This is a genomic window from Spongiactinospora rosea (assembly GCF_003315795.1).
Taxonomy (GTDB): domain Bacteria; phylum Actinomycetota; class Actinomycetes; order Streptosporangiales; family Streptosporangiaceae; genus Spongiactinospora; species Spongiactinospora rosea.
Genome location: NZ_QMEY01000004.1, coordinates 319596 through 346403, shown reverse-complemented (window position 1 = coordinate 346403; position 26808 = coordinate 319596). Strand labels below are relative to the sequence as shown.

Below are 26808 nucleotides of genomic sequence, written 5' to 3'. Positions count from 1 at the left end.
CCGAGAACAGCCGTGGTGTTCTGAGCGGCCGGAGTCAGGAGAGCGCCGACCGCGCGCACGTCCTAGGCGCGCCGCTGCCCGCAGCAGGAGGCGGCGCGCTCGCCGCCATCGCGTACGGCCGGCGTAGCCCTCCTGGCGCGCCTCGGAACGCGGCCTGGACTCGTTGCGGCACCACGATGTGGCGGCGGCTCATCACAGCCGTACCGCGGAGGTGCGCCGATTCTGACCGCACGCTGATCCCATAGCGTGGGGCGAGCTCATGCGCCGGGATGCCAGCGTTTCCGACCTTGGGAGTGGGGGATGAGCCGGGATCCTGGGCGTCCACTCGGCGCCTGGCCGCGCAGATGTGCTCGAAGGCGATGATCGCCTCGGCGGAGCGTTGTTCCAGGGCATTTTGCAGCCATGACGCGCGGGCCTTCTTGCCATTCGTCTCGCGCCCGGAGTGCTCTATCAGGTGCCAGAACTCATCGGGATCCATAGCGGGGGATCATGGCACGGGGGGACGACAGGATTCATGAGATGGCCGCGCCCGCATAGATGCGGCCCTGCGGCGTATGGTCGAGGCCGTGAATGATCAGCGGGTCCCGCGGTTCGCCCTGGCCAGTGCCGCCGCTGGGGCGCTGTTCTTTGATGGCGATGGTCGTGTGCTGCTCGTTCATCCCACGTACAAGCCCTTTATGGACATTCCGGGCGGGTATGTCGAGCCGGGGGAGACCCCGTATGAGGCGTGTGTCCGGGAGGTGGGGGAAGAGCTGGGCATCCGGCCGGTCATCGGGCGACTGCTCGTGGTCGATTGGGCGCCTCTTCCGCCGGAGGGGGACAAGGTCGTGTTCGTGTTCGACGGCGGGATCTTGGGTGGCGAGATGATCGAGCGGATCGCCTTCACCGACAACGAGTTGAGCGGGTACGAATTCCGTTCCGTTGAAGAGCTGGACGGGCTTTTGATCGATCGGCTCGCTCGTCGGCTCAAGGCGGCGGCCGCCGCCCGTGGATCGATGGAAACGGTCTATCTGGAGCACGGGCGGATCGCGCCCGCCGAGTGATCGCTCACTTAATGGGAATATTGCTGGTTTGCGGGGATATATCCATTTCGTCGCGGGCTCTTTTTGCTGCCCGAATATGCGGTCGCGTGCCATCATGGCTGGTGCTGGGAAAGGAGCCTGATGGGAAGACCCGCAAGGTATCCGCGGAACCTGCATTCGGCTCAGCCGCGGCGCTGGTGGCAGCGGCCTGTTGTCAGGTGGGTCGGGAGTGCGGTTGCGACGCCGGTACTGGTCGCGGTGTTGGTCTGGACGATTCAGGAGCGGATGGCGCCTCCCGCCGTGCCGGAGGTCGTACCGAGGACTCCCGGTCCGTCATCGGTGCAGAGGCCGGGGTCGGCGGTGGCGGTGGATCTGGTGAAGGTCCAGCGGCTGTCCGAGAGCAACAGCTGGGCCTTCTCGTCGGCTCCGGGGCTGTCGGCCGGTGACCTGGCCGCGATCAATGCCATTCCCGCGCATACGGAGGCCCATGCCCAGTGGTTCCGGCGGCGGGGTGGTGTGGATATCATGGAAACCGATATCGAGATCGTGGCCCGGGGGAATCGGGATCGGCCCGTGCGCATCATGGGGATGAAGGCGGACACGGAATGCCGGGAGCCGCTTTCCGGCGCGTACTTCGAGAGCCCGAGCGCCGGAGCGCCGGAGAGAATCGTGAAGATCGGCCTGGATCTCGACGAGCCCGAGCCGCGTGGCAAGGCCGAAGATGAAAGCGGGAACTGGAGCGGGGACTACTTTCAGCAGAACACGATATCGCTGAAGCCGGACGAGGAGATCGTCTTCCATGTGAAGGCCTGGACCCTTGAGCATCACTGCCGGTTCTCCATCGTGCTGGAGGTTCTCGATCGGGGTGTGATGACCGATCAAGTCATCAATGACGGGGACAAGCCGTTTCAGGTGACCGCCGCCATCAAGAGCGAGCCAGATGATTTCGGCGGTACGCGGACCATGTTCAGCCGATATGACGAGGTCTACATCGGTGGGGTGGCCAACCCGTACCAAAGCGGCTGGATCGAGGTGGATCCATCGACCAGCCGACCGCTCGCGGGTCAGAGGCCCAGGTAGGTCAGTACGGCGCGGACGCGGCGGTGGCCCGGGTCGGTCGGGGCGAGGTCGAGTTTGAGGAAGATGTTGCCGATGTGCTTGTGCACCGCGCGTTCGGTGATGACGAGCCGGGTGGCGATGTCGGTGTTGGCCAGACCCTGGGCCATGAGGGTGAGGACCTCGTGCTCCCTCGGGGTCAGATCGGCGAGCGGGTCCGCCTTGCGGGCGAGGAGCTGGGAGACGACCTCCGCGTCCAGTGCGGTGCCGCCGGCCGCGACGCGGCGCAGTGACTCCAGGAACTCCTCCAGCCGGGTCACCCGGTCCTTGAGCAGGTAGCCGACCCCGCCGCGGCCGTCCGCGAGCAGTTCCCTGGCGTAGACCTGCTCGACGTACTGCGAGAACACCAGCACCGGCAGGCCGGGCCTGCGCCGTCTGACCTCCAGCGCGGCATGGATGCCCTCGTCCCGGAAGGACGGCGGCAGGCGTACGTCCACGACAACCACCTCGGGCGCGTGCCGTGCCACGGCCGCCACGAACGACGGCCCGTCGCCCGTGATCGCGGCGACCTCGAAACCCGCCGAGGCGAGGAGGAGGTTCAGGCCCTCGGCCAGGACGACGTTGTCCTCGGCGATCACGACTCGCACGGCAGCGTCACCTCCAGGGTCGTCGGCCCGCCGGGCGGGCTGGTGATGCGGGTGGTTCCGTCGAGGGCGGCGACCCGGCGGCGGATGCCCGCGATGCCGCTGCCGCGCGATTCGTCCACGCCGCCGATGCCGTCGTCGGTGAGTTCGACCAGCAGGGACGGCCCGTCGCGCCGGACCCCTACGCGCGCCCGCCTCGCGCGGGCGTGCTTGGCGACGTTGGTCAGGGCCTCGGCGATGACGAAGTACGCGGTCGCCTCCACGGCCGCCGGTACCGCGCCCAGCGGGCCCACGGCGATCTGGACGGGCACGGGGCAGCGCGCGGCCAGGGCCGAGGCGGCGCCGTCCAGGCCGCGGTCGGCCAGGATCGGCGGGTAGATCGTCCGTACGACGTCGCGCAGCTCCGCCATCGCCTCCTCCGCCCCGCTCTGCGCCTCGCGCAGCAGCCGCCTGGCCGTCTGAGGGTCCTCGGCCATGGTCCGTTCGGCGACACCGAGGCGCATCGCCAGGGCGACGAGCTGGGCCTGGGCACCGTCGTGAAGGTCTCGTTCGATCCGGCGCAGTTCGGCCGCGTGCGCCTCCAGCGCGTCCGCGCGGCTCTCGGTCAGGGCGTCGACCCGCTCGGCGAGCCGTTCGGCGGCCGAGGCCCGCAGCAGCGCGCGCGACATGCGCGCGTGCACGCGGGCCAGTGCCGGCGTCGCCCACAGCAGCAGCGCGACGCACAGTACGAGCTGCGCCGCGCCCGCGCCGAGCGCGGTGCCCCACCCGGTGACCGGCATGCCGAGCAGCGTCAGCGGCTCGTCCGCGGGAAGCACCCACCACAGCGCCGCCTGGGCCACCGTCACCACCGGACCGGCCAGGGCGATCAGCCCGATCGCGCCGAACGGGATGCCCACCGCGATGTGCGCGAACATCCACCCGATGTCCCGCCAGGTCGCCGGGTCCGTCAGCGTCTGCCAGAACCGGCCGCCGGGCTCTCGGTACCTCGACGGCACCGCCTCGCCCAGGTACGCGCCGACCCGCCGCCTGGCCAGGTCGGCCCACCGGCGCAGGCCCAGCAACGCCGTGGGCAGCAGGATGAGCCCGAGCCCGGCCGCGGCCACCGTCGCGGTCGCGCCGAGCAGCAGCATCGGCATGGGCAGTGTGGCGACGCCGGTGAACAGCGCGACCGTCAGGTACCGTGCCGACCGCACCCCCGCGCTCAGCGGTCCACGCGTGCCCGCCCGTCTCTCACTCACGTCCACAGGGGCCAGTCTCACCGCTCTCACCGGACCCGGCAGTGGAGCCCGCTACACCATTGCCCGGGGAGTGTACCTGCTCGTGGCCAGGCCGCCCGCGTACCTAGCGTCGGCGTACATGACGATCGGACTCCCGCGCCACGACACCCGGCGCGCATCGGACCCTGTGCCCTGGCGGGCCATCGGGATCTTCGTGGCCCTCGCCTTCGGCGGCGCGTGGGCGGCCATGCTGCCCCTGCTGCTGAGCGGCTTCCGCCGTACCGAGGCCGCGCACGACATGACCCTGCTCACCCAGATCTGCATCGCGGTGATGATGCTGACCCCCGCGCTGTCGGCGTTCGTGGTGCTGCGGCTGATCCATCGACCGGCGAGCATCCGGGCGGCGATCGGCCTGGTCAGGCCGCGCCCACTGGGCCGGCTGGCCCGGGAGAGCCTGCTGGCGCCGGCCGTGCCCTGCGTGCTCCAGCTCCTCGCGCTCGGCGTGGCCGCCCTGACCGGCGCCTACCGCCTGGACCTCGCGAACTTCTCCGGGTTCCGCGCGCAGTTCGCCCCGGCCACGCTGGGACAGACCGGGGTCCCCGTGGCGGAACTCGCGCTGTGGCTGGGCACCCTGATCCTCACGATGATCCTCTGGCTGCCGATGTTCTTCGGCGAGGAGCTGGGCTGGCAGGGCTACCTGCTGCCGCGGCTGACCTCGCTCGGCGTCTGGCCCGCGATGGGCCTGACGGCGGTGGTGTTCGCGCTGTGGCACCTGCCCACGCTGGTCATGGGGGGCCAGTACCCGGGTCACTCGCCGCTGGCCTCGGTGGTCTACATGATCATCAGTACGGTGCTGATCGTGCCGATCTTCGCCTGGCTGCGCCTGCGTTCGGTCTCCGTCTGGCCCGCGGTGCTCGCGCACACCTTCGTCAGCAACGCCGGTGTCCAGATGATCTGGCTGTTCTCCGACGCCGCCCACCCCATCGACCCGCTCCAGGCGGGCCTGAACGGGTGGCCCGGCTGGATCGTGATGGGCGCGTTCGTCGCCTTCCTGGCCCTGACCGGCCGTCTCACGACGGCGAGTCCGCGGCGGCGGTGAAGACCCGGCGGAGCAGGGCCTGGAGCTGGTCGCGCTCGGCGGGGGCGAGCGGGGCCAGCAGCGCGTCCTGGACGGCGCGGGTCTCGGCCTCCAGTTCGGCCAGCAGGGCGCGGCCGGCGCCGGTGATGGCGACCGAGACGCGGCGCCGGTCCGCGGGGCTTCGGGAGCGTTCGACGTGCCCGGACCCCGCGAGCCGGTCCACCACCTTCGCCATGTCGCTGGTGTCGATGTCGAGCCGGTGGGCCAGGTCCCGCTGGGCGTGCGGGCCGAAGTCGGCCAGGGAGGCGAGCACCGCCATGTCCCACAGCCGCAGCCCGCGGCGGGCGAGTCGTTCGGCGATCCGCCCGCGGGCGGTCTTGCCGACCTTGGACAGCAGGTAGGCGCTGAGCGCGACCAGCGTCGGCGGCGGTGATTCGTCGGAGGCCATGCCTGAACTCTAGGGGTAGACCTATAGTGGGTGCGGACCCACTAATTTGAGGAGTGCCGCCATGGACGCCCTGCATCCCCGCCTGCTCGTCTCCCGCTTCGCCGACTGCCACGCCTTCTACGATGCGATCCTGGCGTCGTTCGCCGGTGCGAAACCGGCGGGCGGTTCGCCGACCGGCCCGTACGCCAGCTGGGACGTCGGCGGCCAGTGCGTCCTCGCCCTGATCGACCGCGACATGATGGCCGACGCCCTGCCTGGGCCGGGGCCGTCGGCGGAGCAGGACACCGTGATGTTCGTGTGCCGGGTCCCGGACGTGGATGCCGGGCTGGACCTGTGCCTGCGGCACGGCGGCACCCTCGTGGCCCGCGCGGCCGACCGGCCGGAGTGGGGGGAGAACCTTCGTGCCGCCCACCTCCGCGACCCGGCCGGCACGCTGATCGAGCTCCAGTCCTACTGACGCCCGCCCAGGCGGCGAAGCGTAGGGTCGGAGGTGTGAACGACCGTGCTGGGCCGACGTTCGCCCTGCTCAGGGCCGCCGCCGGGGCGCTGTTCTTCGACACGGCCGATCGGGTGATGCTGGTGCGGCCGGTCTACAAGGCCGGGCTGGACATCCCCGGCGGGTGCCTTTCGCCGGGGGAGACGCCCTACCAGGCGTGTGTGCGCGAGGTGCGCGAAGAGCTCGGCATCGAGCCCGAAATCGGGCGGCTGCTGGTGGCCGACTGGGAGCCCGGTACGCGAGACGGCGGCACGATCCTCTTCGTCTTCGACGGCGGTGAGATCGACGACGGGACGCGTTCGCGGATCACGTTCACCGACGGCGAGCTGAGCGGATACGACTTCTGCCCGCCCGACGAGCTGGATGACGTGCTGGCCGGGCCGCTGGCGCGGCGGGTCAAGGCGGGAGTGGTCGCCCGGGAGCTGGGCGAGACGGTCTATCTGGAGTACGGCAGGGCCGTCCCGCCCGCATGACCCCGCTGACGGGTAAAGGCATTCCCGGGCTCGTTCCACGGCGTGCCACAGGCGACCGGAATAACCGCCGGACGCGAAAACGCGCTATTCCCGCTTGCCCGAGTAGCCAGGTACGAGAGAAGGCTCCTCCGGGGGCTCCGCCAAAAGATCCTGGATATCGGGAAGGGCGGGGCCCGCGGCGAGCCGGGCTCGGGCGCGGACGACCTCGCGCGCGTGTTGCTGCAGGCGGCGGCGGATGAAATCGGATTCGTCGGTGTCGCTGGTGAGGGCCTCAAGGAGCGCGGCGGTACGCTCGCGTACGCGACGGATCAGGATGCTGTCGTCGTCATTCCGTGTCGGCACGCCGGTCACCCCCAAAAAATGCGGCGAAGGCCCCGCGGGGCTTTGCCGGATCCGGTTTCCCGCCCGGCCGTGCCATTGCACGGCCGGACCATGATCTATGGCTAGGTCTTGACCTCTGCCGTTGCGGGATTGTAACGCTGTTGCGCTGGGGATGACAGGGGCGTGAGGGGTTATGCAGACATTTCTTCCCTATCCCGATTTCCGGGCGTCCGCTGGAGTTCTCGATCCGGTACGACTCGGCAAACAGCGCGTTGAGGCGCTGCAGGTCTTCCGCGCGCTCACCGTCCCCGGGTACGGCTGGCGGCACCACCCCGCCGTCGCCATGTGGGCGGGCTATGAGGAGGCCCTGGTCCGGTACGGCCTTGACGTGTGCGCCCACTGGAGCGGCCTGGGCCGGGCCGACACCTGCGCCGCCACGATGACCACGGAGCTGGCGGCGGTCTGTGGCATCGGCCGGGCCCGGGACCAGGCCGCGCTGGCGGAGGCGGGGGAGCTGCCGCCGTGGCTGGGCGACCCGGGGTTCCACCTGAGCCACCGTTCGGCGCTGCTCCGCAAGGACCCGGGCCACTACCGGCCGCTGTTCGGCGACGAGCCGGACGACCTGCCGTACGTCTGGCCGTCCTCGGGCCGCGCCCCCGCCTGCCGCCCGCCCCGGTGATTCGGCCAGCGGCCACCCGTCAGGGCACGAACAACCCCCAGTACGCCGCCCACCCGATCAGCAGCACGCCGCCCGTCAGGGCGAGCCGTCCCGCGCCCCCGGTACGCCGGAGCGTCAGCGCCGTGCCCACCGTCGCGACCGCCGCCGCCACCGCGAGCACCTGCAGCACCAGCCAGACCACCGGACGGCCCGCGACCACGGGCCCCGGCTCCCTGGCCGCCGTGGCCAGCAGATATCCCAGGTAGAGCACCGTCCCCAGCACGGTGACCAGCCCGGTCCCGGCCAGCAGGGCGGGCCAGCGCACGTCACCGGCCGCCCCGCGCCGCCGCCGGATCAGGGCGGCGACCGGGTAGCCCGCGAACGCGGCCAGCAGCACGACCAGCGCGCCGAGCTGCACCGGCACCGACTCCCACCAGGCCAGTGGCGTCACCGGTTCGGCGGCCAGGTCCTGGCGCGGCGGGGCGTCCGCCGAGGACGCGGGCGGGTCGCCCAGGCCGTGGATCCAGGAGGTGACCAGGTCGAAGTATCCAGGTACGAACCGGTCGCTCTCGGCGAATCCGTCCGGGCTCTGCATCAGCCCGTGGTCGGCGCCGGGCAGGATCTTGATCGTGTGGCTCGGGTTCCCGGCCGCGCGCAGGGTCGCGGCGAAGATCTTCGAGCTGTCCGCGGCCGGGACGCTGCGCTCGTGTTCGCCCCACAGGGCCAGTACCGGCTGGTGAACGCGGGCGAGCACCGGCGCCGGCTCGTGCCCGGACGCGCCGAACAGCCCCGCCCCCACCATGACCCGGGTGAGGTTGACGGCCAGCGGGCGTATCCGGGCACCGGTGACCCCCGCGTGGGCCAGGAAGTTGGCGTTGCTCCACACCTGGACGCGTTCGGGGGAGTGGCCGCCCGCGCCGACCGTGACCAGGAAGGCCACCTCCGGCGAGCGGGACGCGGCCAGCGGGGCGACCCAGCCGCCCTCGCTGAAGCCCCAGAGGCCGACCCGCGCGGGATCGACGCCCGGCCGGGCGCGCAGCAGGCGCACCCCGGCGAGCGCGTCCTGCGCGAGGGCGGGGAAGGAGCGGCTGGTCTGGCTGTAGCCCTTGGTGCGCTTGTCGTAGACCAGGGCGACCACCCCGCGCCGGGCGAACTCGGCGGCCTTGCCGGCCGTCTTGTCCAGGGTGCGCGGGCCCGCCCCGTCCACCATGACGACGGCGGGGGCGCGGCGGCCGGTCGCGGCGGGGGCGTAGATCATGCCGCGCAGACGTACGTCACCGCTGTGGATGGTGACCTCGGTGCGGACCACGGCGTCGGCGGTGGCCGCGGGGGCGGCCACCAGGCCCAGCGTGGCGAGCGCGGCGAACAGCGCGGACAGGGCCGATGATTTGCTCAAGGACAGCATGAAGTGCTCTCCTTTCTTGTTGGAAGGCCGGTTCACGGAAGGACTCGCCCTCGGGCGAGGTGATTCGGATCTTTCGCCGCGGGGTCGCCGAGTTGCCGCTCGACGGCCCCGCATTCGTTTCGCCGCCTCAGTCGTCCGGTGGCGGCGCGGGATCGGGGAAGCCCAGGAATCGGGTGTGCACCGCCCGGGCGTCCGGCGGCCCTTCGCCCGCCGGGCGTGAGTAGCGTTTCACCAGGTCGATGTACTCCTCGAAGAAGCGGAGCAGCTCCTCCAGCGTCACGCGGATCTCCCCCCGGGAGTACGGCATGGCATCGCCCCAGGGGCCCATGCCGTCCCGCGCTGCGCGGAATCGCTCGAACAGCTCCACGTCGGCGGCGAGGAACCCGTGTTCCAGCTCCGCCAGGGCCGTCCGCATGTCGTCGTCCCGGTGGCTCAGCGGCGCGAACCGAAGGTCCACTGGGACCCGCCGCCACCACCGCTCGCGCCCGCGCGCCAGCTCGGGCACCTCCTCCACCAGCCCGTGGTCGGCCAGCACCCGCAGGTTGTAGCTGGTGCCCCCGGTGGTGATGCCGAGCGCCTTGGCGAGCGTGGTGGAGGTGGCGGGCCCCTCGCGAAGGTGGTCGAGGATGCGCTGCCTGATGGGATTGGCCAGGGCCTTGATGGTCCCTAGGTCGGCGGGTACGGGTGCTGGTTCGGGCACAGTTACACGGTAAATGATGCACGGGTTTTCGTGCAACTCCGGCTCGCATGCTGACCGGATGGTGACAATCGTCGGCCCAGCGCCGGATGCGTGAATCCGCCGGGCGGCCCCCCGTCGTACAACCGGCAGGTGCACCGACGCGGATGGAGGCAGCCATGACCGCCATACCAGTGCGGGCCGGCCTGATCGGCACCCTCAACGGGCGCGGGCACCAGGCCGCTCTCAACGTCTTCCTGTTCATCGTGCTGGCGCACTGGGCCGAGCACATCGTGCAGGCGATCCAGATCTGGGTGATGGGCTGGCCGCTGCCCCAGGCGCGCGGCGTGCTCGGGCTGTGGTTCCCCTGGCTGGTCACCTCCGAGGCGCTGCACTACGGCTACGCGCTGGTGATGCTCGTGGGCCTGGCCGCGCTGCGCCAGGGCTTCACCGGACGCTCACGCGTGTGGTGGAACATCTCCCTGGGCATCCAGATCTGGCACCACATCGAACACCTGCTGCTGCTCATCCAGGCGGCGAGCGGCACCCCCTTCTTCGGCAGGGCCGTACCGACCAGCGTGGTGCAACTCCTCGTGCCGAGGGTTGAGCTGCACCTGTTCTACAACTCGCTGGTGTTCGCCCCGATGGTGGTGGCGATGGTGCTGCACCGGCGGTCCCGCCCCGACGAGCGCGCCCAGGCGGCCTGCTCGTGCGCCCACGGCCGGTAGGGCTAGTAGAGCGGGTTGATCAGTGCCGGGCCGCCGCCCTGCGGGCCTCCGCTGACCAGGCCGATCGCGGTGCCGCCCGCGTAGACTGGGCCGCCGCTGTCGCCCTCGGCGGCGTAGAGGTCGGTGACGGCGAGGCCATGGACGGGCCCGTCGCCGTAGTCGGCGGTGGCGTCGAGCGCGTAGACGACGCCGCAGGAGGTGCCGGTCCGCGCGCCGGTCTTGCACAGCCGCTGGCCCAGGTGCACCTGACCGGCCGAGCCGATCCGCTGGTAGGTCCCGTCGGACTGCAGCACGCTGCCGGTGAGCCGCCAGCCGGGCTCGGGGGTGATCTCCGAGACGTCCCCGCCGGGGTAGCGCAGCCGGGTGATCTCGCCGAGGTGGTGGCCGCCGAGGTACCACGAGGAGCCGTACCGGTAGCAGTGACCGGCGGTCAGCAGCCGGTCCGCCCGGCCCGCGCCGACGGTGAAGCCGGTCGAGCAGAAGGCGTCGCCCGTGGTGATCTGCTGCCCGCCGTACACGGGGCCGGACCTTCGGGTACGGCTCGCGGGGGCGTGCGCGGCCCTGCCGACGTAGGGCGCGAGGGGCCGGCCGATGACGGAGGTGATGGTGCGGCTCTCCGCCGCCGAACCGGCGAAGCCTCTGGTCACGGCGTCGTCCGCGCCGCGAAGTACGGCGATGTGCAGCTTGCCGCGGGCGTGGTCGATGTACCAGTACTGGGCGTCGCCGGCCCTGCCCTGCTCGGCGAGCCGGTCCAGGCGCAGCTTCAGCGCGCGCAACTCGGCGGCCTGGGCCTGGGCGCCCGCCGCGCCGGCGGGGGCCGGACCGGCGCAGGCGAGGGCCGCGGCGAGCGCGGCGGTCAAGGCCACGCGAGGGAGGGACACATGGATCATGTGGTGCTCCGGAAGGTCTGGACGACAGGGACCGGCTCAGCCGGGAGAGCGGCACGGAAGGGGGCGCACGATTCAGGGGTAGCAAGCCGGACCATTATTGTCACCGTGTGCCACCGAACGAGTTCATGGAGTAATCACACTGTGGCCGGGAAGTGCCGGACGCGCTCCCGGCCGCCGCCGTCCAGGAGGGCGGACCGCTCGTCGCGGTGTTTCGACCGTTGGGCGACGCCGCCGGGCGCGCTGACCGCTGCCCGTCCACCGCTCACCGCTCACCGCTCGGCGTGCATTCCGCCCTTTCCGGAGACCGTACCCGGGCGGACTCTCAACCTAGACCGCCATTGAGGCAATAAATTCTGGCGATTCCGCTATTTACGGACTTCTTTATCGATCCCCCGAACCCCCCGCACGCAGCACCGCCATGCCAAGGAGGTCCATTGCGGATGAGAAGATCCAGATCCACGACAGTGCTGGTCACGGCCGTCCTGGTCGCAGCCGTGCCCGGCCTGACGCAGTCGCACGCGGAGGTACGCGAGGATCCGCTCGCGGCGCCCGTGGAGTACGTCCCCAACGAGCCGTTGCCCGTCGAGCCGATCGCCCCCCAGCAGTCGCTGGACGCGCTCGGCATCAGCGGCTACCCCGACCGGCTCAGCGTCCGGCCGGGCGAGTCCGTGCAGATCATGGTCAGTACGAAGGCGCCCGAGTTCAAGAGCACGATCGTCAGGGTGACCCACGGCGACGCCGACCCGGCCGGACCCGGCCTGAAGGAACAGGTCATCGACAGCCCGGTGAACAAGACCTACCCGGGCGCCCACCAGCCGCTGCCGCTGGGCTCCTACGTACGGGTGCCCGATGACCGGCGGCTGCGGCCCTCGGGCGGCTTCACCATCACCGCGTGGATCGCGCCGTCCACGATCCCCGGCTCGCCGTACAACCGGACGGCCCTGCAACGTACGCCGGTGGGCACGCCACGCGCCCAGGGCCTGGTCACCAAGTGGTCCGAGACCGACCGCCGGGGGTACGGCCTGTTCATCGACGAGCAGGGCGCGCTCGCGCTGCGCGTCGGCGCGGACACCGTCTCGACCGGCGTCAAGCTCAAGCCGTGGGCGGCGGCGATGGGCGGCCCGGAGATGTACTTCTCCAAGCGCCCCCGCCCGCAGCACGTCAACAACTCCGGCTGGTACTTCGTGGCCGCCTCCTACGACCCCCGGACGCGCAGGGCGACCGTGACCCAGCGCCCCGTGTCCACCCTGCCGGACGACTCCGCGGCCACCACCACAAAGCAGGTCGGCTCCGGACAAGTCGCCCACACCTCCGATCCGCTGCTGATGGCCGGCTACTGGGACCGTTCAGGGGACACCCGGCCCGCCGGCCTCTACAACGGCAAGATCGAATCGCCCGCCCTGTACGACCGCGCGCTCAGCGAGCGCGAGATCGACGCCGTGGCCCAGGGACGGCACGCCCCCCGGCCCGCCGCCGCCTGGGACTTCTCCCGGCACATGTCCGGCGACCAGGTGGCCGACACCGGCCCGCACCGGCTCTCCGGCACGGCGGTGAACCTCCCGGTCCGGGCGATGACCGGCCACGACTGGGACCGCAAGACGATGAACCACAACGAGGACCCCGAGCAGTGGGGCGCGATCCACTTCCACGAGGACGACCTCGGCGACGCCGCGTGGAAGCCCGCGTTCACCTGGAAGGTCCCCAAGGACGCGCGCAGCGGGATCTACGCGGCGCGGCTTGAGGCGGCCGGCAAGGTCTACCACGCGACCTTCGTGGTCCGGCCGAAGCAGACCGGCTCCAAGATCGCGATGCTGGTGCCCACGCTGACCTACCTCGCGTACGGCCAGACCGGCGGCTCCCTCAGCCAGTACTCCAACCACGCCGACGGCAGCGGCTACGTCTACTCCAGCCAGAAGCGGCCCATCACCAACCTGCGCCCGCTGACCACCGGCCCCAATGGTGAGGGCCGGCCGTGGGGCTTCGAGGCCGACACGCACATCTTCGACTGGCTGGAGACCAGGAAGTTCGACGTCGACTACATCACCGACCACGACATCGACCGCGAGGGCCGCAAGATCCTCGACGGCTACCAGACGGTGATCACCGGCACCCACCCCGAGTACATCTCCACCACCGAGCACGAGGCGATCAAGGACTGGCTCGGCGACGGCGGCCGGCTGATGTACCTCGGCGGTAACGGGTTCTACTGGGTCACCGCCCTGAACCGGACCAGGGAGTACACCGAACTGCGCCGCCACGACGGCACCGAGGCCTGGCAGGCGGCCCCCGGCGAGTACTACCACAGCACCGACGGCGAGTACGGCGGGCTGTGGCGCTTCCGCGGCACCCCGCCCCAGGAACTCGTCGGCGTCGGCTTCTCCGCGCAGGGCTTCGGGCATCCCTCCGGCTTCGCCTACTACAACAAGCCCTTCGACCGGTCGGAGGCCGGTTACTCCGAGGCCGGGGCGTGGATCTTCGATGGCGTGTCGAAGAAGGACGGCATCGGCGGCGACCTGCCGAGCCTGCAGAGCCAGGGCGGCCCGATGGGCGAGGAGGTGGACCGGGTGGACTACTCGCTCGGCACGCCGCCCAACGCCATCGTGCTCGGCACCTCGCAGCCGTTCGGCGAGCAGTACATGCACGTGGTCGAGGAGATCAACACCTCGGCCCTGTTCGAGGGCGGCGACACCAACCCGATGGTGCGCGGTGACGTCACGCTGATCCACTACCCGAACGGCGGGGCGGTCTTCTCCGCCTCCTCGATGGTGTGGAGCGGCGCCTTCTACAACAACGGCTACGACAACGACCTCACCAGGATCACCGAGAACGTGCTGAAGAAGTTCACCTCGGGCGACCCGCTGCCCGGGACGAAGGGAGCCGGGAAGGAGGGCGCGGCCGGCACCCGGTGACGGACCGGGCCACCGGGAACGCGGTTCCCGGTGGCCCCTGGTCACGCCTGCGATGAAAGGTACGGTTCCTTGTACATAAGCGTTCGAGGCACCCCCGCCGCCGGGCCGGGCAAGGCGGGCCGGGTGCCGGGCACCGTGGTCGTACTCGGGCTCGTCAGCCTGCTCACCGACATCTCCACCGAGATGGTCACGGCCGTGCTGCCGCTGTTCGTCACCATGGGCCTCGGGCTGTCCCCGCTGTTCTTCGGCCTGCTCGACGGCTTCTACCAGGCCGGCACCGCGGTGGCGCGGATCGGCGGGGGGTACGCCGCCGACCGGCTCGGCCGCCCCAAGGCGGTGGCGGTGGCCGGGTACGGGCTCGGTGTACTGTCCAAGGCCGTGCTGCTGCCCGCCGCCGGTTTCGCCGCGCTGTCCGGCGCGATCGGGCTGGACCGGATCGGCAAGGGGCTGCGCACCGGTCCGCGCGACGCGCTGATCGCCGAGTCCAGCCCGCCGGGCGCGCTCGGCCGGTCCTTCGGCGTGCACCGGGCCCTGGACACGCTGGGCGCGCTGCTCGGCCCGGTGGCCGCGTTCTACCTGCTCGCGGTGGTTCCGGGCGACTTCGACGCGGTGTTCACCGTGTCCATGTGCGTGGCGAAGCTCGGCGTGCTGCTGCTGATCGGCAAGGTCGCCGAACGCCCGGCGGCCCCTGCCACCCGCCCCCGCGTACGCCCGCGCGAGGCGCTGCGGCCGGCCGCCCGCCGCACCCCGATGCGCCGGATGCTGCTCGCCGCGGCGGCGATGTCCGCGCTGACCGTGAGCGACGCCTTCATCTACCTGACCCTGCTGGAGCGCGGCGCGGTCTCGGCGCAGATCTTCCCGCTGCTGTTCCTCGCCACCGGGGCGGTCTACCTGATCGGCGCGGTGCCGCTGGGGCGGCTGGCCGACCGGTACGGCAGGCCGCGCGTCTTCGTGGCCGGGCACGTCGCGATCGTGGCCGCCTACGTGGTGGCGAGCGGGGCGGACGGCCTCCCCGCGGCCGGGGTGACCCTCGCGCTGCTCGGCCTGTACTACGCGGCGACCGACGGCGTACTGCCCGCCGCCGCGGCGGCGATGGTCCCCGGCGAGTGGCGGGCCACCGCGATCTCGGCCTTGCAGACCTGCGTGGCGCTGGGCAGGGGCTTGGCCGCCGTCGTCTTCGGCGCGCTGTGGGCGGCCACCGGTCCCGCCCCGGCGCTGTGGGCGTTCGCGGGCGGGCTGGCGGTCGTACTGCTGTTCGCCGCGCCCACGCTGCTGCGCGGCCCCCTGGGAGGACGGGAATGAAGAACCGGGCCAACAAGATCATGATCGGGCTGGCGGTGTTGCTGGTGGCCGTCGCCGGGGGTACCGTGCTGAGCTCGGTGCTCTCCCGCGGCGGTACCTCGGCCGCCGGGACCGCCGATCCGGCGCTGTTCGAGGAGCGGCACATCGTCTTCCGCTCCCTGCGTCCGGGGCCGGACCAGGGGCGCATCGGCTTTGTGCGGGCCGGTGAGGAGACTGGGCGGCGCGGCCTGGCCGGGCCGCGGTGCCTCCGGGTCGCGGCGGCCGGACGGCAGGCGGTGTGCCTGCGGACCGGGCAGGCGCCCGGCCGCCCGTACGAGGTGGCGGCGCTGGACGAAGGGCTCGCCGAGACCGGCGACGAGCCGCTTTCCGGCGTGCCCAGCCGGGCGCGGGTCGCCCCGGACGGACGGCACTTCGCCACGACGGTCTTCGTCAGCGGGCACAACTACATCTCGCTGGGCTTCTCCACCGAGACGATCGTCTACGAGCGGGGCGGGAGGGTGGTCGGCGACCTGGAGGACTTCACCTTCCTGATCAACGGCAAGCAGGACCGCAGCGTGGACCGCAACGTCTGGGGGGTGACGTTCGCGGCCGACTCCGACCGGTTCTTCGTGACCGTGGCGGCGTCCGGGCGTACGTACCTGGCCCGCGGCGACCTGGCCACCCGCACGCTGACCGCGATCCAGGACAACGCCGAGTGCCCCTCCCTGTCGCCGGACCAGACCAAGATCGCCTACAAGAAGCGGGTCAACGACACATCCCAGGACGCCTGGCGCTTCCACTGGCTGGACCTCAAGACCGGCCGCGAGCACGCGCTGGGCGAGTCCCGGAGCATCGACGACCAGCTCGCCTGGCTGGACGACGAACACGTGATGTACGCGGCGCCGAAGACGGCGGGGGGCAGGACCACGGCCGACATCTGGGTCGCCCCGCTGGACGGCGGCCCCCCGCGCACACTGATCACGGACGCCGATTCACCGACCGTGGTCGGGGCCCTGACCTGAGGGACCGGCGGGGGCGTCGAACCTGCCGGGGTCCTTCTGGTCGGAACGGCCGAGCAGGTGCGGCAGCAGGGCCAGGGTCCCGGCGGCGGCCGTCCCGCAGGTGAGCAGGGCGGCGGGCCAGGACGCGCCCGCCGCCAGGGTGAGCCCGCACGCGATGGCGGCCACCAGAGCGGTGGTGATCAGTGTGAGCCACTGATGTGTCGAGAACATGGTCGGGGTCGTCCTTCGGATGGTCGGTCAGCCTGTGACGGTCCGCTCGTCGGCCCAGAACTCGATGAGTTCCTCGACCGAGAGCGTTTCCAGAGGTCCGGGCGGGATGCGCCATGTGGTCAGCACCCATGTCGCGATGAGCAGGGTGCGCAGCTCCCCTTCGTCCGGGTCGTCCCGCCGCCCGGGTCGCGGGGGGCCGGGGGGCGGGACGTCGCCGCCTTGCGGTACGGCGGGCGCGCCGGCGCCTGGGGCGATCATGGCGCCCGGGTCGGCGGACGGGGCGTCCGTGAGGCACGACATTGATGTGGCCTCCGTGATAGGGGTGCTGGACGCGAAAAACGATGCCGGACCCGCTGTCGGGCTCGCCACCGGCTCAAACGTGTCCGGACGACGCCGGACGAATCCCTTTTGGCGGCCGGTGCGTGCGGGCGGTGGCGTGGGTGGGGGCCGGATGTCGTCCGGAGTCGTACGGAGTCATCCGGAATCAGCGGAAGTCAGCCGGAAGTGGTAATGAATGGTGGTTCAGGCCGATTCAGGACGGCGCTGCGGGTGGAATGTCCGGTAAGCCGCCGCCGTCGTGCGGTAAACATGTGCATATCCCTAATCCCTGCGGCATTACAAGATGGGAAAAGATGGGCAAAACACACCACAGCGGGCCGAATGCCGCCTTCATCGCCCGGCTTAACGGGTTGCGTGACTCGGTGGGGGCACCGAGCTACAAATACCTGCAAGCCCTGTCAGAGCGCAGCGAACTGCCCGGTTCCCGCCCGCTGATCAAGAGCACCACCCAGGAGATCCTTTCCGGTAAGCGCGTACGGCTTCCCGACTGGCAATGGGTCTCGGCCTTCGTCCGCGCCTGCCACGCGGCGGCGGCCGAGTCCGGCCTCGCCACGGACGGCCTCGGTACCGTCCAGCAGTGGTGCGAACACCTCCGCGCCGCCCGCGCCGCCACCACCGACCCCACCGGCGACCCCGAGCCCACCACCCGGCCCCCGGAGCCGGTCGAGTCGGTGGGGCCGGTAACCCGGCCGTCAGGGGCGGTCGGTGAGCCGGCCGGGCCGGGTGTCGAGGAGGCCGCCCTGGCGGCGCCTGGGCCGGACGTACGGGAGGTCGTCCCGGAACCGCGCCGGGAGACGCCCCTTCCGGACGCGGCACTTCCCGGAACCCCCGCCGAACCGGCCCCCGGGACGGCATCCTCCGGCCCCCCGCCCGAACCCGACCCCCTCGGCCCCGACGCCATCGGGTACGGCTCCGTCGGGTCTGACCCCGCCGCGCCCGGACCCGCCGGGTACGGCCCTGCCGGCTTTGAAGAGGCAGGGTACGGGCCTGCCGGGTACGACGCCGACGGATATGGCGGCACGCCTGGGGGTCCGGGGAGCGTGCCGGGGGCGGCGGCTGAGGGCTGGGGTGATGACGTGACCATGGCACCCGCTCACGTACTCGCCCGCTTCTACCTGAACACCCACGGCAGGACCGAGGCCCGGCTCGCGCGCTGGGCGAGCGACGGCGACGCCGAGGCGTGCTTCCAGCTCGCCGTGATCCACCTGCTCCGCGACGAGCCGTTCGACGCCAGCAACTGGCTGCGCCGGGCCGGTGAGGCCGGCCGGCCGGGGGCCCTGCGGCTGCGCGACCACCTCAACGCCAAGGAGGAGGCGGCCGAGTTCGCCTACCTGTTCGGCTGCCAGTACGAGTTCCAGGGCCAGGCCAAGCGCCCGCTCGCCGCCTTCTTCCACGAACTCGCCGCCCGCTGCGGCCACCAGGACGCCGCCTTCCGGCTCGCGGTCATCCGCCGCAAGAGCCTCACCTGGAGCTAGCCCGCGGAACCCCCCGCCACCTTACTTGACCGATCGTTACAAACAGGCGGTAAGGTGGGCCGCGTGGTACGCACGCGGGAGTTCGACATGGACGCGGCCGTGGACGCCGCGATCGGCGTCTTCTGGCGCCAGGGCTACGCGGCGACCTCGATCCAGGACCTGGTCGAGGCCACCGGCGTCGGCCGCGGTTCGCTGTACGCGGCCTTCGGCAGCAAGGCGGGGCTGCACGAGGCGGCCCTCATCCGTTACGTCGAGCGCTCGACCGCCGAGTCGGGCGCCCGGCTCCAACGAGCCGCCCCCGCTCGCGAAGTGCTCCGTGACCTGCTGGTCTCGCTCGTTGATGCCACGGTGCTCGACCCGGAACGGCGGGGTTGCCTGATCACCAACACCGCCACCGAGCGGCTGCCGCACGACCGGGTCGCCGCCCGCGTGGTGGGGGATGCTCTGGACCGGAACGCCACGTCGATCGCCGCCGTGCTGCGCCGCGCCAGGGAGGGCGGCGAGCTGCCCCCCGACGCCGACGTGACCGCGATGGCCGACCTGCTGGTGACGACGATCCAGGGGCTGCGCGTGCAGGGCAAGGCGGGCGCCGACCGGCGACGGCTGCTGGCGGTCGTGGATCTCGTCCTATCTGGACTGTTCGTTAAAGATTGATCGCCAAAGAAAGCGGAGTTGAGAATGACGACCGTCGCGGTGCTGGGCACGGGGATCATGGGCGCGCCCATGGCGCGCAACCTGGCCAAGAACGGCCACCAGGTCAAGGTGTGGAACCGGACCAGGGACAAGGCGCTGCCGCTCCAGGCCGACGGCATCACCGTGTCCTCCCACCCGGCCGAGGCGGTGACCGGGGCCGATGTCGTGATCACCATGCTCAGCGACGGCGACGCCGTGCACGCCGCCATGTCCGCCGCCGCTCCGGGGCTCGCCGCCGGGCAGGTGTGGGCGCAGATGAGCACGGTGGGCCTCGTCGCGCTGGACCGGCTCGCCGCCCTCGCCCGTGAGCACGGGCTGATCTTCGCGGACGCCCCGGTACAGGGCACCCGCCAGCCCGCCGAGGCGGGGACCTTGGTGGTCCTGGCCGCGGGCCCCGCCGACGAGCGCCTGGAGCCGGTGTTCTCCGCGGTCGGCGCCCGGACCATCTGGGTGGGGGAGGAGGTGGGCGCGGCCACCCGGCTCAAGCTCACCACCGTCGGGTACGCCATCACCCTCACCGCGGTGCTGGCCGAGTCGCTGGCCCTGCTGCGCGCGCTCGGGCTGGACCCCTCGCTGTTCGCCGAGGTGGTCACCGGCAGCGCGCTGGACAGTGGGTACGTGCAGACGAAGATGAAGTCCATCAGGGACGGCGACTACACGCCCAGCTTTACCGTCCGCAACGCGGAGAAGGACACCCGGCTGATCGCCGAGGCGGCGTCCGGGGCCGGGGTCCAGGTGGACATGGCGGTGGCCGCTGGTGAGCGCTTCCGCCGCGCCGAGGCCCAGGGCCACGGCGACGACGACATGGCCGCGGGCTACTTCGCCAGCTTCCCCACCGGCTCCCCCACCCCCTGAGCCCCCGCCTGGGGAGATGACGAGGCGTCGGCCCATACCGGGCCGGCGCCTTCTGTGTTGGGCCGTTGCGCCACCGCTGACCTGGCAGATCTTGCAGCCTCCCATACATCTCCGCAGGTCAGGGCTCCCCTCTGGTGGGCGGAACCGGCGCAACCTGTCCGTTATCCCCATTTACCTACCTGATAGATAGGCTTGCCGCAGTTCAGGGAGGTGAGCATGGGGATGACAGACGTCCGGCGGCCCCGCGCGGACCGCGCCCGGCAGGTGGCCGATGTGCTCCGCAGGGAGATCCTTTACGGCCGGTTCCGGCAGGGGGCGCTGCCGCTGGAAGGCGTGCTGGCCCGGGAGTTCGGGGCCTCGCGCAACACCGTGCGCGAGGCCCTGGGCCTGCTACGCGAAGAAGGGCTCGTGGACCGGGTCCCCGGCGTGGGGACCACGGTGGCGGGGGAGAAGTACCCGCACGGCCTGCACAAGCTGCTCGGCCTGGCCGAGACGCTGCGCGAGCACGGCGAGGTGACCAACGAGGTCCGCACGATGAGCGTCATCGTGCCGCCCGCCGCCGTCGCCGAACGCCTGCGCCTGCCCCCCGGCGAGCAGGTCGTCTACCTCGAACGGCTGCGCAGCCTGAACGGCCTGCCGCTGTCGCTCGACCTCACCTACCTGGTCAGGGAGGTCGGCGAGCCGCTGTTCGACGCCGACCTCACCTGCAACGACATATTCGTGCTGCTGGAGGGGATCGCCGGGCAGCCGCTCGGCATGGCGGAGCTGACGCTGGAGGCGGTGAACGCCGACCCGCACACCGCCGCCGTACTCGCGGTCCCGCGCGGGTCCGCGCTGCTCATGGTCGAACGCCTCGCCCACCTGGCCGACGGCCGGCCGGTGGACCTGGAGTTCATCCGCTTCCGCGGCGACCGGCTGACCATGCGCGGCCACCTGCGCCGCGACCAGGAGGAGGACTGATGGCTCTGGTGGAGCAACGCGTCGATGTCCCGGTGACCATCGACGAGGCCCTGTGCATCACCGGCTGCACGCTCTGCGTCGAGGCGTGCCCGCTCGACTCGCTCGCCATCGACGAGGTGTCCGGCAAGGCGTACATGCATGTGGACGAGTGCTGGTACTGCGGCCCCTGCGCCGCCAGGTGCCCCGTGGACGCCGTCACCATCAACATCCCCTACCTGCTGCGATGACCGCGATGACCGCGATGAGGAAGACCATGCGCAAGGTCCTGGCCGCCGTGTCCCTGCTCGCCGCGGCCGGATGCTCGGTGTCCGGCGCCTCCGGCGACAGCGGGAAGATCAAGGTGGTCGTCGGCTACCAGTCCAAGACCATCAACACCGTGACCGCGGGCACGCTGCTGCGCTCGCTCGGCTACCTGGAAAAGCGGCTCGGCCCCCGCTACAAGGTGGAGTGGCAGGACCACGACACCGGCGCGCCGATCACCGCCAAGATGGTGGCGGGCAAGATCGACATCGGCTCGATGGGCGACTACCCGCTGTTGATCAACGCCTCCCGCACGCAGGCCACCGAGTCCGCGCGCACCGAACTGATCTCCACCACCGGCTACAACCTGCGCGGCGGCCTCAACATGGTGGTCGTCGCGCCGGACTCGCCGGTCAAGGACCTGACCGGCCTCAAGGGCGGCAAGATCTCCGCCAGCGTCGGCTCCGCCGGGCACGGCACGCTGGTCCAGGCGCTGGAGAAGGCCGGACTGAACCCGGCCACCGACGTCCAGGTGGTCAACCACCAGCCTCCGGTGGGGGCCTCGCAGCTGGAGTCGGGCGGTGTGCAGGGCTACGCGCAGTTCGTCGCCTGGCCGGGGCTGCTGGTCTTCCAGGGCAAGGGACGCCTGGTCTACGACGGGTCTGCGCTGGACGTGCCGACGTTCCACGGCGTGGTGGTACGCCGGGCGTACGCGGACCAGCGTCCCGAGGTCGTGGACGCCTTCCTCAAGGCCCAGCTGGACGCCACCCGCTACCTGCACGAACACCCGCTGGCCGCCGCCGAGTCGGTGGCCGCCACCACCGGGCTGCCGGCCGAGGTGGTCTACCTCTACAACGGCCCCGGCGGCATCTCCACCTTCGACGTCACCCTGAAGGAACCGCTCAAGGCCGCGCACCGGCACGACGTGCCCTACCTGGCCCGGATCGGCGACGGCTTCTCCGGGGTGGACCTCAAGCGGTTCGTCAACGACTCCTACATCCGCAAGGCGTACGGCCCGGCCTACGACACCGACGCCGCCTCCACCGCGAACCCCGCCAAGATCACCGGCACCGACCCCGTGTGCGAGAAGCCGGTGACCGACCCCGCCACCGCGTCCGAACTGTGGCTCGCCGGGACCGCCGAGACCCGCCCCGCCGCGACCCCTGCCTGCCTGCTGCGCCAGATCGCCGCGGCGGGCGACGCCCGGATCCGCGCCGCCTACGTCCCCGACACCACGACCGGCACCCGCTGGTTCGCGGGCTCGTCGGTCTGGCTGAAGGACCCCGGCGCGAAGAAGGACGCCCGCTTCCTGCCCTTCACCACCCAGGAGGGCGCCGACGCCTATCGCGCCGCCCACCCGAAGACGCGTGCCGTCTCCTACGCGGACGCCGTGGCCGAGAGCGGGGCGCGATGACCACCGGCACCAAAGCCGAACGGGCCGCCCCGGCCGTGGCGAGCCCGCCGGGGGCGGCCCGCGAGGGAGGCCCGCGGTGGCGGCGCTGGGCGGTGCGGATCGCCGCGGTGGCCGTGGCCGCCGCGCTGTGGCAGCTTCTGACCGTCACCGACGCCCGGATCTGGCTGCGCTTCGACCGGCTCCCTGCCCTGGACGAGATCGCCGCGGAGCTGGCCGGGCAGCTCGGCACGTCCATCTTCTACCTGGACCTGTTGCAGAGCCTGATCCGCATTTTGAGCGGGTTCGGCCTGGCCGCCGTCGCCGGGATCGCGGTCGGCATCGTCGTGGCGCGCTCGCGGTGGGCCGCCGACGTGCTCTCGCCGCTGCTGGAGGCGGTACGCCCGATCCCGGCCATCGCGCTGGTGCCGATCGCGATCCTGCTGTTCCCGGCCGACGAGCAGGGGATCGTGTTCATCACGTTCACCGCCGCGTTCTTCCCGATCATGGTGAGCACCCGGCACGCCGTGCGGGCGCTGCCGACGCTGTGGGAGGAGGCGGTGCTCACCCTCGGCGGGTCGCGCCGGCACGTGCTGTTCAACGTGGTGCTGCCGGGCGCGCTGCCCGGGGTGTTCGGCGGCCTGTCGGTCGGCATGGGCGTCGCGTGGATCTGCGTGATCTCCGCGGAGATGATCTCGGGCGAGTTCGGGGTGGGATACCGGACCTGGCAGGCGTACACGCTCGTGGACTACCCGGCGACGGTCGTCGGGATGGTCACGATCGGCGCGCTGGGCTGGCTCACCTCGGCGGCGATCGAACTGGCCGGCCGGCGGGCGACCCGCTGGCTGCCCCGGGCGGAAGGAACGGGCCGATGACCACGGTGACCACGACGACGGGCAAGGGCATGCGGCTGGTCCTCGCCGGGGCGGCGCTCGGGTACGGCGCGCACCCGGTGCTGGACGAGGTGCGGCTGGAGGTGGCGCCGGGCGAGGTCGTGGTGGTGGTCGGCTCCTCGGGATCGGGGAAGTCCACGCTGCTGCGCGGCCTGGCCGGGCTGCTCGCGCCGCGCGCCGGGCGGATCCTGGCCGACGGCGCGGAGGTGCGCGGGCCGTCCCCCGACCGGGCGATGATCTTCCAGGAGGACGGCCTGCTGCCCTGGCGCTCGGTGCTGCGCAATGTCGAACTGCCGCTCGGCATCCGCGGCGTCGGCCGGGCCGAGCGCCGCCGCGCCGCCCTCACCTGGATCGACCGCGTCGGCCTGGCCGGCTTCGCCGACCGGCTGCCCAGGGAGCTCTCCGGCGGCATGCGCCAGCGGGTGCAACTCGCCCGCGCGCTGGTGGGCACGCCGCGCGCGGTGCTGATGGACGAGCCGTTCGGGGCGCTGGACGCCCAGACCCGCGCCGAGATGCAGCGCCTGCTGCTGGACGTGCTGCGGGACACCGCGGCCACCGTCGTGTTCGTCACCCACGACGTGGACGAGGCGCTGCTGCTGGGCGACCGCGTCCTGGTGCTCGGCCGTACCGGCGGGCTGCGCTCTCTGACCGGCGCGACCCGCGAGCAGATCGTGAAGGAGCTGTAAGGCACATGGAGATCCCATCGGTCACCGAGGGACGGCGGCACCTGTCATGCGAGGTCCTGGTCGTCGGCGGAGGCACGGCGGGCACGATGGCCGCCATCTCGGCCGCCGAGCGCGGCGCGCGGGTGCTGCTGCTGGAGAAGGCCCACGTACGCCACAGCGGCGCGCTGGCCATGGGCATGGACGGCGTGAACAACGCGGTCATCCCCGGCAAGGCCACCCCCGAGGACTACGTCGCCGAGATCACCCGCGCCAACGACGGCGTGGTCGCCCAGAAGACGATCTACCAGACCGCCACCCGCGGCTATGAGATGGTCCGCCGGCTGGAACGGTACGGCGTGAAGTTCGAGAAGGACGAGTACGGCGAGTACGCCGTGCGCCGCGTCCACCGCTCGGGCAGCTACGTCCTGCCGATGCCCGAGGGCAAAGACGTCAAGAAGGTTCTGTACCGGGTGCTGCGCCGGCGCGAGATCCGCGAACGCGTGCAGATCGAGAACCGGGTCATGCCGGTGCGGGTGCTCACCTCCCCGGAGGGCAGAGCGGTCGGCATCGTGGGCTTCGACACGCGCAGCGGGGAGTTCGTCACGGTCTCGGCGGGCGCGGTCATCCTGGCCACCGGAGCCTGCGGCCGGCTGGGGCTGCCCGCCAGCGGCTACCTGTACGGCACCTACGAGAACCCCACCAACGCCGGTGACGGCCACGCCATGGCCTACCACGCCGGGGCCGAGCTGAGCGGCATCGAGTGCTTCCAGATCAACCCGCTGATCAAGGACTACAACGGCCCGGCCTGCGCCTACGTGGCCAACCCGTTCGGCGGGTACCAGGTCAACAACCGCGGCGAGCGGTTCGTCGACTCCGACTACTGGTCAGGGCAGATGATGGCGGAGGTGGCCAGGGAGATCGGCTCGGCCCGCGGCCCGATCTACCTCAAGCTCACCCATCTCCCAGAGGAGAGCATCAGCGCGCTGGAGGGCATCCTGCACTCCACCGAGCGCCCCACCCGGGGCACCTTCCACGCCGGGCGCGGCCACGACTACCGCACCCACGACGTGGAGATGCACATCTCGGAGATCGGGCTGTGCGGCGGGCACTCGGCGTCGGGGGTGTGGGTGGACGAGCACGGGGCCACCACGGTCTCCGGCCTGTACGCGGCGGGCGACCTGGCGTGCGTCCCGCACAACTACATGATCGGCGCGTTCGTGTACGGCGACCTCGCGGGCACGCACGCCGCCGGCCACCACGGCGACCCCGGCGAGGGGCTGCCGGAGGACCAGATCGCCGCCGCGCACGAGCTGATCTACCGGCCGCTGCGCAACCCCGACGGGCCGCCGCAGCGGCAGGTGGAGTACAAGCTGCGCCGCTTCGTCAACGACTACGTGGCGCCGCCGAAGACCGGCGCGAAGCTGGACCTCGCGGTCGAGGCGTTCGAGCGGATGCGCGAGGAGATCGCGGCGATGGGCGGGCGGACCCCGCACGAGCTGATGCGCTGCGCCGAGGTGGACTTCATCAGGGACTGCGCGGAAATGGCGGCCAGGTCGTCGCTGGTCCGCACGGAGAGCCGCTGGGGGCTCTACCACGACCGGGCGGACATGCCGCAGACGGACGACGGGGAGTGGCTGTTCCACCTCAATCTGCGCAAGCGCTCCGATGACGGGATGGAGTTCATCAAGCGTCCGGTCGAGCCGTACCTGGTGCCGGTGCCGGAGTTCCGGCCGGTGCCGGGGACGGCCTCGGTGGTGGCCGGGTTCGCGCCCGCGGCGCGTGAGCGGGTGGAGGCCGAACGCGCCGAGCGCGCGGCGATCGGCCGCTCACCGCGCATCCTGGAACTGAACCGGATGGCCGAGGAGCAGCCCGGCCTGGACCGGTTCGCGCCCTACCTGGCCGACGACGACCCGAAGGTCCGCAGGGCGGCCATCGCCACGCTCACCGAGACGGTGCCCGAAGGAGCGGGGACGGCCCTGGTGACCGCGCTCGCCGACCGGCACGGCACGGTACGGCACGCGGCCGCTGCGGGCCTGCGCGAACTGGTCGAGGTACTGCCCGCCACCCGCGAACTCGCCATCGGCCTCACCGCACGGACCGCGAGCCCGGACGTCGTGGTCCGCGCGACCGCGCTGGACGTCCTGCGGGCCCTGCGCCTCGGCGACCGCGACACCTTCGCCCCCGCCCTGGACGACGCCGACCACCGGGTGCGGATCGAGGCCGTACGAGGGTTGGTCTCGCTGGACGAGCCCGAGCCGGTGGCCGGGGCCGTCGCCGACCCGTCGCGCGAGGTGCGGGTGTGGGTGGCCAAGGGCCTCGGCACGATCGGCAAGCCCACGCCCGCCCTGGCGACCCTGGCGGGCGACCCCGACCCGCTGGTGCGTGCGGCGGCCCTGGAGGCCTCCGGCGCGACCGGAGCGCCGCTCTCCGACCTCGCCGTGGCCGCCATGCGCGACTCGGCCTGGCAGGTCAGGGTCGGCGCGGCCCGCTGCCTCGCCGCGGCCGGCCCCCGCACCGCCACCGCCCCCCTGGTCGCCGCCCTCACCGACGAGAACCTGGACGTCCGCAAGGCCGTCGTACAGGCCCTCGGAAACTGGTCCGACCAGAACCCCACCGTCACCACCGCCCTCCGCAACGCCCTCACCGACCCCGACGCCGACGTCCGCGCCTACGCCCGCCACGCCCTGAACTAAGCCCCCGAAGGAATCCCCAAGCCCGCACCGGTGCTCTGAAGAAAGGAACAGAGGAGGGGAGGGCCCATGAG

At 71.8% G+C, this 26808-nt stretch carries 30 protein-coding genes; 19 read left to right on the top strand and 11 right to left on the bottom strand.

The window, feature by feature from the left end; translation table 11 throughout:
- Nucleotides 1-34 precede the first annotated feature (34 nt).
- Nucleotides 35-478, bottom strand: coding sequence for a DUF4240 domain-containing protein (locus DP939_RS13480; RefSeq protein ID WP_113981000.1), 444 nt, complete (start codon nt 476-478; stop codon nt 35-37).
- Between the two features lie 88 nt (nt 479-566).
- Between DP939_RS13480 and DP939_RS13475 the strand changes: the two genes are divergently transcribed.
- A complete protein-coding gene (locus DP939_RS13475) occupies nt 567-1043 on the top strand; it encodes an NUDIX domain-containing protein (protein WP_225878224.1) in 477 nt (158 codons plus the stop codon).
- Nucleotides 1044-1382: 339 nt separating this feature from the next.
- Nucleotides 1383-2102 (top strand): hypothetical protein, encoded by a 720-nt coding sequence (locus DP939_RS13470; protein ID WP_147267979.1) that lies wholly within the window; start codon nt 1383-1385, stop codon nt 2100-2102.
- Here the strand turns inward: DP939_RS13470 and DP939_RS13465 are convergent.
- Nucleotides 2087-2725 carry a response regulator gene (locus DP939_RS13465; protein WP_113980997.1) on the bottom strand — a complete coding sequence of 213 codons (639 nt, stop codon included), beginning with the start codon at nt 2723-2725 and terminating at the stop codon, nt 2087-2089. The genes DP939_RS13470 and DP939_RS13465 overlap by 16 nt on opposite strands.
- Nucleotides 2713-3960, bottom strand: a complete 1248-nt coding sequence (locus DP939_RS13460) for a sensor histidine kinase (protein WP_225878223.1) — start codon at nt 3958-3960, stop codon at nt 2713-2715. Before DP939_RS13460 ends, DP939_RS13465 begins: the two co-directional genes overlap by 13 nt.
- Before the next feature lie 118 nt (nt 3961-4078).
- Here DP939_RS13460 and DP939_RS13455 point away from each other — a divergent pair, with 118 nt between their 5' ends.
- Nucleotides 4079-5038 (top strand): CPBP family intramembrane glutamic endopeptidase, encoded by a 960-nt coding sequence (locus DP939_RS13455; RefSeq protein WP_113981164.1) that lies wholly within the window; start codon nt 4079-4081, stop codon nt 5036-5038.
- On the opposite strand, the gene DP939_RS13450 is transcribed toward DP939_RS13455, so the two are convergent.
- On the bottom strand, nt 5010-5465 hold the full coding sequence (locus DP939_RS13450) for a MarR family winged helix-turn-helix transcriptional regulator (protein ID WP_113980995.1): 456 nt from the start codon (nt 5463-5465) through the stop codon (nt 5010-5012). The genes DP939_RS13455 and DP939_RS13450 overlap by 29 nt on opposite strands.
- 61 nt (nt 5466-5526) lie before the next feature.
- Here DP939_RS13450 and DP939_RS13445 point away from each other — a divergent pair, with 61 nt between their 5' ends.
- Entirely contained in the window at nt 5527-5922 is a 396-nt protein-coding gene (locus DP939_RS13445; RefSeq protein WP_113980994.1) for a VOC family protein, read from the top strand.
- A gap of 35 nt (nt 5923-5957) precedes the next feature.
- A complete protein-coding gene (locus DP939_RS13440; RefSeq protein ID WP_113980993.1) occupies nt 5958-6434 on the top strand; it encodes an NUDIX domain-containing protein in 477 nt (158 codons plus the stop codon).
- A gap of 84 nt (nt 6435-6518) precedes the next feature.
- Here the strand turns inward: DP939_RS13440 and DP939_RS13435 are convergent, their stop codons facing one another.
- The gene (locus DP939_RS13435) at nt 6519-6776 is read right to left on the bottom strand and encodes a hypothetical protein (protein ID WP_113980992.1); all 258 of its coding nucleotides are present in this window, start codon (nt 6774-6776) and stop codon (nt 6519-6521) included.
- 172 nt (nt 6777-6948) lie between these two features.
- Between DP939_RS13435 and DP939_RS13430 the strand changes: the two genes are divergently transcribed.
- A complete protein-coding gene (locus DP939_RS13430; RefSeq protein WP_113980991.1) occupies nt 6949-7434 on the top strand; it encodes an MSMEG_6728 family protein in 486 nt (161 codons plus the stop codon).
- 19 nt (nt 7435-7453) lie between these two features.
- Here DP939_RS13430 and DP939_RS13425 read toward each other — a convergent pair whose 3' ends face one another.
- Both DP939_RS13425 and DP939_RS13420 read right to left on the bottom strand, forming a co-directional pair.
- Nucleotides 7454-8818, bottom strand: a complete 1365-nt coding sequence (locus DP939_RS13425; RefSeq protein WP_158578560.1) for an alpha/beta hydrolase family protein — start codon at nt 8816-8818, stop codon at nt 7454-7456.
- Nucleotides 8819-8945: 127 nt separating this feature from the next.
- Entirely contained in the window at nt 8946-9518 is a 573-nt protein-coding gene (locus tag DP939_RS13420) for an ArsR/SmtB family transcription factor (protein ID WP_113980989.1), read from the bottom strand.
- Between the two features lie 155 nt (nt 9519-9673).
- On the opposite strand from DP939_RS13420, the gene DP939_RS13415 reads away from it, so the two are divergent.
- Nucleotides 9674-10222 (top strand): hypothetical protein, encoded by a 549-nt coding sequence (locus DP939_RS13415; RefSeq protein ID WP_113980988.1) that lies wholly within the window; start codon nt 9674-9676, stop codon nt 10220-10222.
- 2 nt (nt 10223-10224) lie between these two features.
- Here DP939_RS13415 and DP939_RS13410 read toward each other — a convergent pair whose 3' ends face one another.
- Together DP939_RS13410 and DP939_RS48670 are read right to left on the bottom strand one after the other, a co-directional pair.
- Entirely contained in the window at nt 10225-11112 is an 888-nt protein-coding gene (locus DP939_RS13410; RefSeq protein WP_147267978.1) for a S1 family peptidase, read from the bottom strand.
- 134 nt (nt 11113-11246) lie between these two features.
- A complete protein-coding gene (locus tag DP939_RS48670) occupies nt 11247-11378 on the bottom strand; it encodes a hypothetical protein (protein WP_263972312.1) in 132 nt (43 codons plus the stop codon).
- A 174-nt stretch (nt 11379-11552) separates the two neighbouring features.
- Between DP939_RS48670 and DP939_RS13405 the strand changes: the two genes are divergently transcribed.
- The 3 genes from DP939_RS13405 (at nt 11553) to DP939_RS13395 (ending at nt 16324) form a co-directional block, all read left to right on the top strand.
- The gene (locus tag DP939_RS13405; RefSeq protein ID WP_113980986.1) at nt 11553-14021 is read left to right on the top strand and encodes a N,N-dimethylformamidase beta subunit family domain-containing protein; all 2469 of its coding nucleotides are present in this window, start codon (nt 11553-11555) and stop codon (nt 14019-14021) included.
- 69 nt (nt 14022-14090) lie between these two features.
- Nucleotides 14091-15323, top strand: a complete 1233-nt coding sequence (locus DP939_RS13400; RefSeq protein ID WP_113980985.1) for an MFS transporter — start codon at nt 14091-14093, stop codon at nt 15321-15323.
- Nucleotides 15320-16324 carry a TolB family protein gene (locus DP939_RS13395; protein WP_113980984.1) on the top strand — a complete coding sequence of 335 codons (1005 nt, stop codon included), beginning with the start codon at nt 15320-15322 and terminating at the stop codon, nt 16322-16324. The genes DP939_RS13400 and DP939_RS13395 overlap by 4 nt, the downstream gene beginning before the upstream one ends.
- On the opposite strand, the gene DP939_RS13390 is transcribed toward DP939_RS13395, so the two are convergent.
- A complete protein-coding gene (locus DP939_RS13390; RefSeq protein ID WP_113980983.1) occupies nt 16295-16534 on the bottom strand; it encodes a hypothetical protein in 240 nt (79 codons plus the stop codon). The two genes, DP939_RS13395 and DP939_RS13390, sit on opposite strands and share 30 nt — an antisense overlap.
- Before the next feature lie 27 nt (nt 16535-16561).
- Entirely contained in the window at nt 16562-16834 is a 273-nt protein-coding gene (locus tag DP939_RS13385) for a hypothetical protein (protein WP_113980982.1), read from the bottom strand.
- Nucleotides 16835-17166: 332 nt separating this feature from the next.
- Here DP939_RS13385 and DP939_RS13380 point away from each other — a divergent pair, with 332 nt between their 5' ends.
- The 9 genes from DP939_RS13380 (at nt 17167) to DP939_RS13340 (ending at nt 26737) form a co-directional block, all read left to right on the top strand.
- On the top strand, nt 17167-18348 hold the full coding sequence (locus DP939_RS13380; RefSeq protein WP_113980981.1) for a hypothetical protein: 1182 nt from the start codon (nt 17167-17169) through the stop codon (nt 18346-18348).
- Nucleotides 18349-18411: 63 nt separating this feature from the next.
- Nucleotides 18412-19002, top strand: coding sequence for a TetR/AcrR family transcriptional regulator (locus DP939_RS13375; protein ID WP_113981163.1), 591 nt, complete (start codon nt 18412-18414; stop codon nt 19000-19002).
- Between the two features lie 24 nt (nt 19003-19026).
- Entirely contained in the window at nt 19027-19896 is an 870-nt protein-coding gene (locus tag DP939_RS13370; protein WP_113980980.1) for an NAD(P)-dependent oxidoreductase, read from the top strand.
- 216 nt (nt 19897-20112) lie between these two features.
- Nucleotides 20113-20856 (top strand): GntR family transcriptional regulator, encoded by a 744-nt coding sequence (locus DP939_RS13365; protein WP_113980979.1) that lies wholly within the window; start codon nt 20113-20115, stop codon nt 20854-20856.
- Nucleotides 20856-21083: a 4Fe-4S dicluster domain-containing protein gene (locus DP939_RS13360; RefSeq protein WP_113980978.1), complete on the top strand. Its 228-nt coding sequence runs from the start codon at nt 20856-20858 to the stop codon at nt 21081-21083. Before DP939_RS13365 ends, DP939_RS13360 begins: the two co-directional genes overlap by 1 nt.
- Nucleotides 21084-21088: 5 nt before the next feature.
- The gene (locus DP939_RS13355) at nt 21089-22510 is read left to right on the top strand and encodes an ABC transporter substrate-binding protein (protein ID WP_225878222.1); all 1422 of its coding nucleotides are present in this window, start codon (nt 21089-21091) and stop codon (nt 22508-22510) included.
- Nucleotides 22507-23361 (top strand): ABC transporter permease, encoded by an 855-nt coding sequence (locus tag DP939_RS13350; protein WP_113980977.1) that lies wholly within the window; start codon nt 22507-22509, stop codon nt 23359-23361. The genes DP939_RS13355 and DP939_RS13350 overlap by 4 nt, the downstream gene beginning before the upstream one ends.
- Nucleotides 23358-24065, top strand: coding sequence for an ABC transporter ATP-binding protein (locus DP939_RS13345; RefSeq protein ID WP_113980976.1), 708 nt, complete (start codon nt 23358-23360; stop codon nt 24063-24065). The genes DP939_RS13350 and DP939_RS13345 overlap by 4 nt, the downstream gene beginning before the upstream one ends.
- A gap of 5 nt (nt 24066-24070) precedes the next feature.
- Nucleotides 24071-26737, top strand: a complete 2667-nt coding sequence (locus DP939_RS13340) for a fumarate reductase/succinate dehydrogenase flavoprotein subunit (RefSeq protein WP_113980975.1) — start codon at nt 24071-24073, stop codon at nt 26735-26737.
- Nucleotides 26738-26808: the final 71 nt, after the last annotated feature.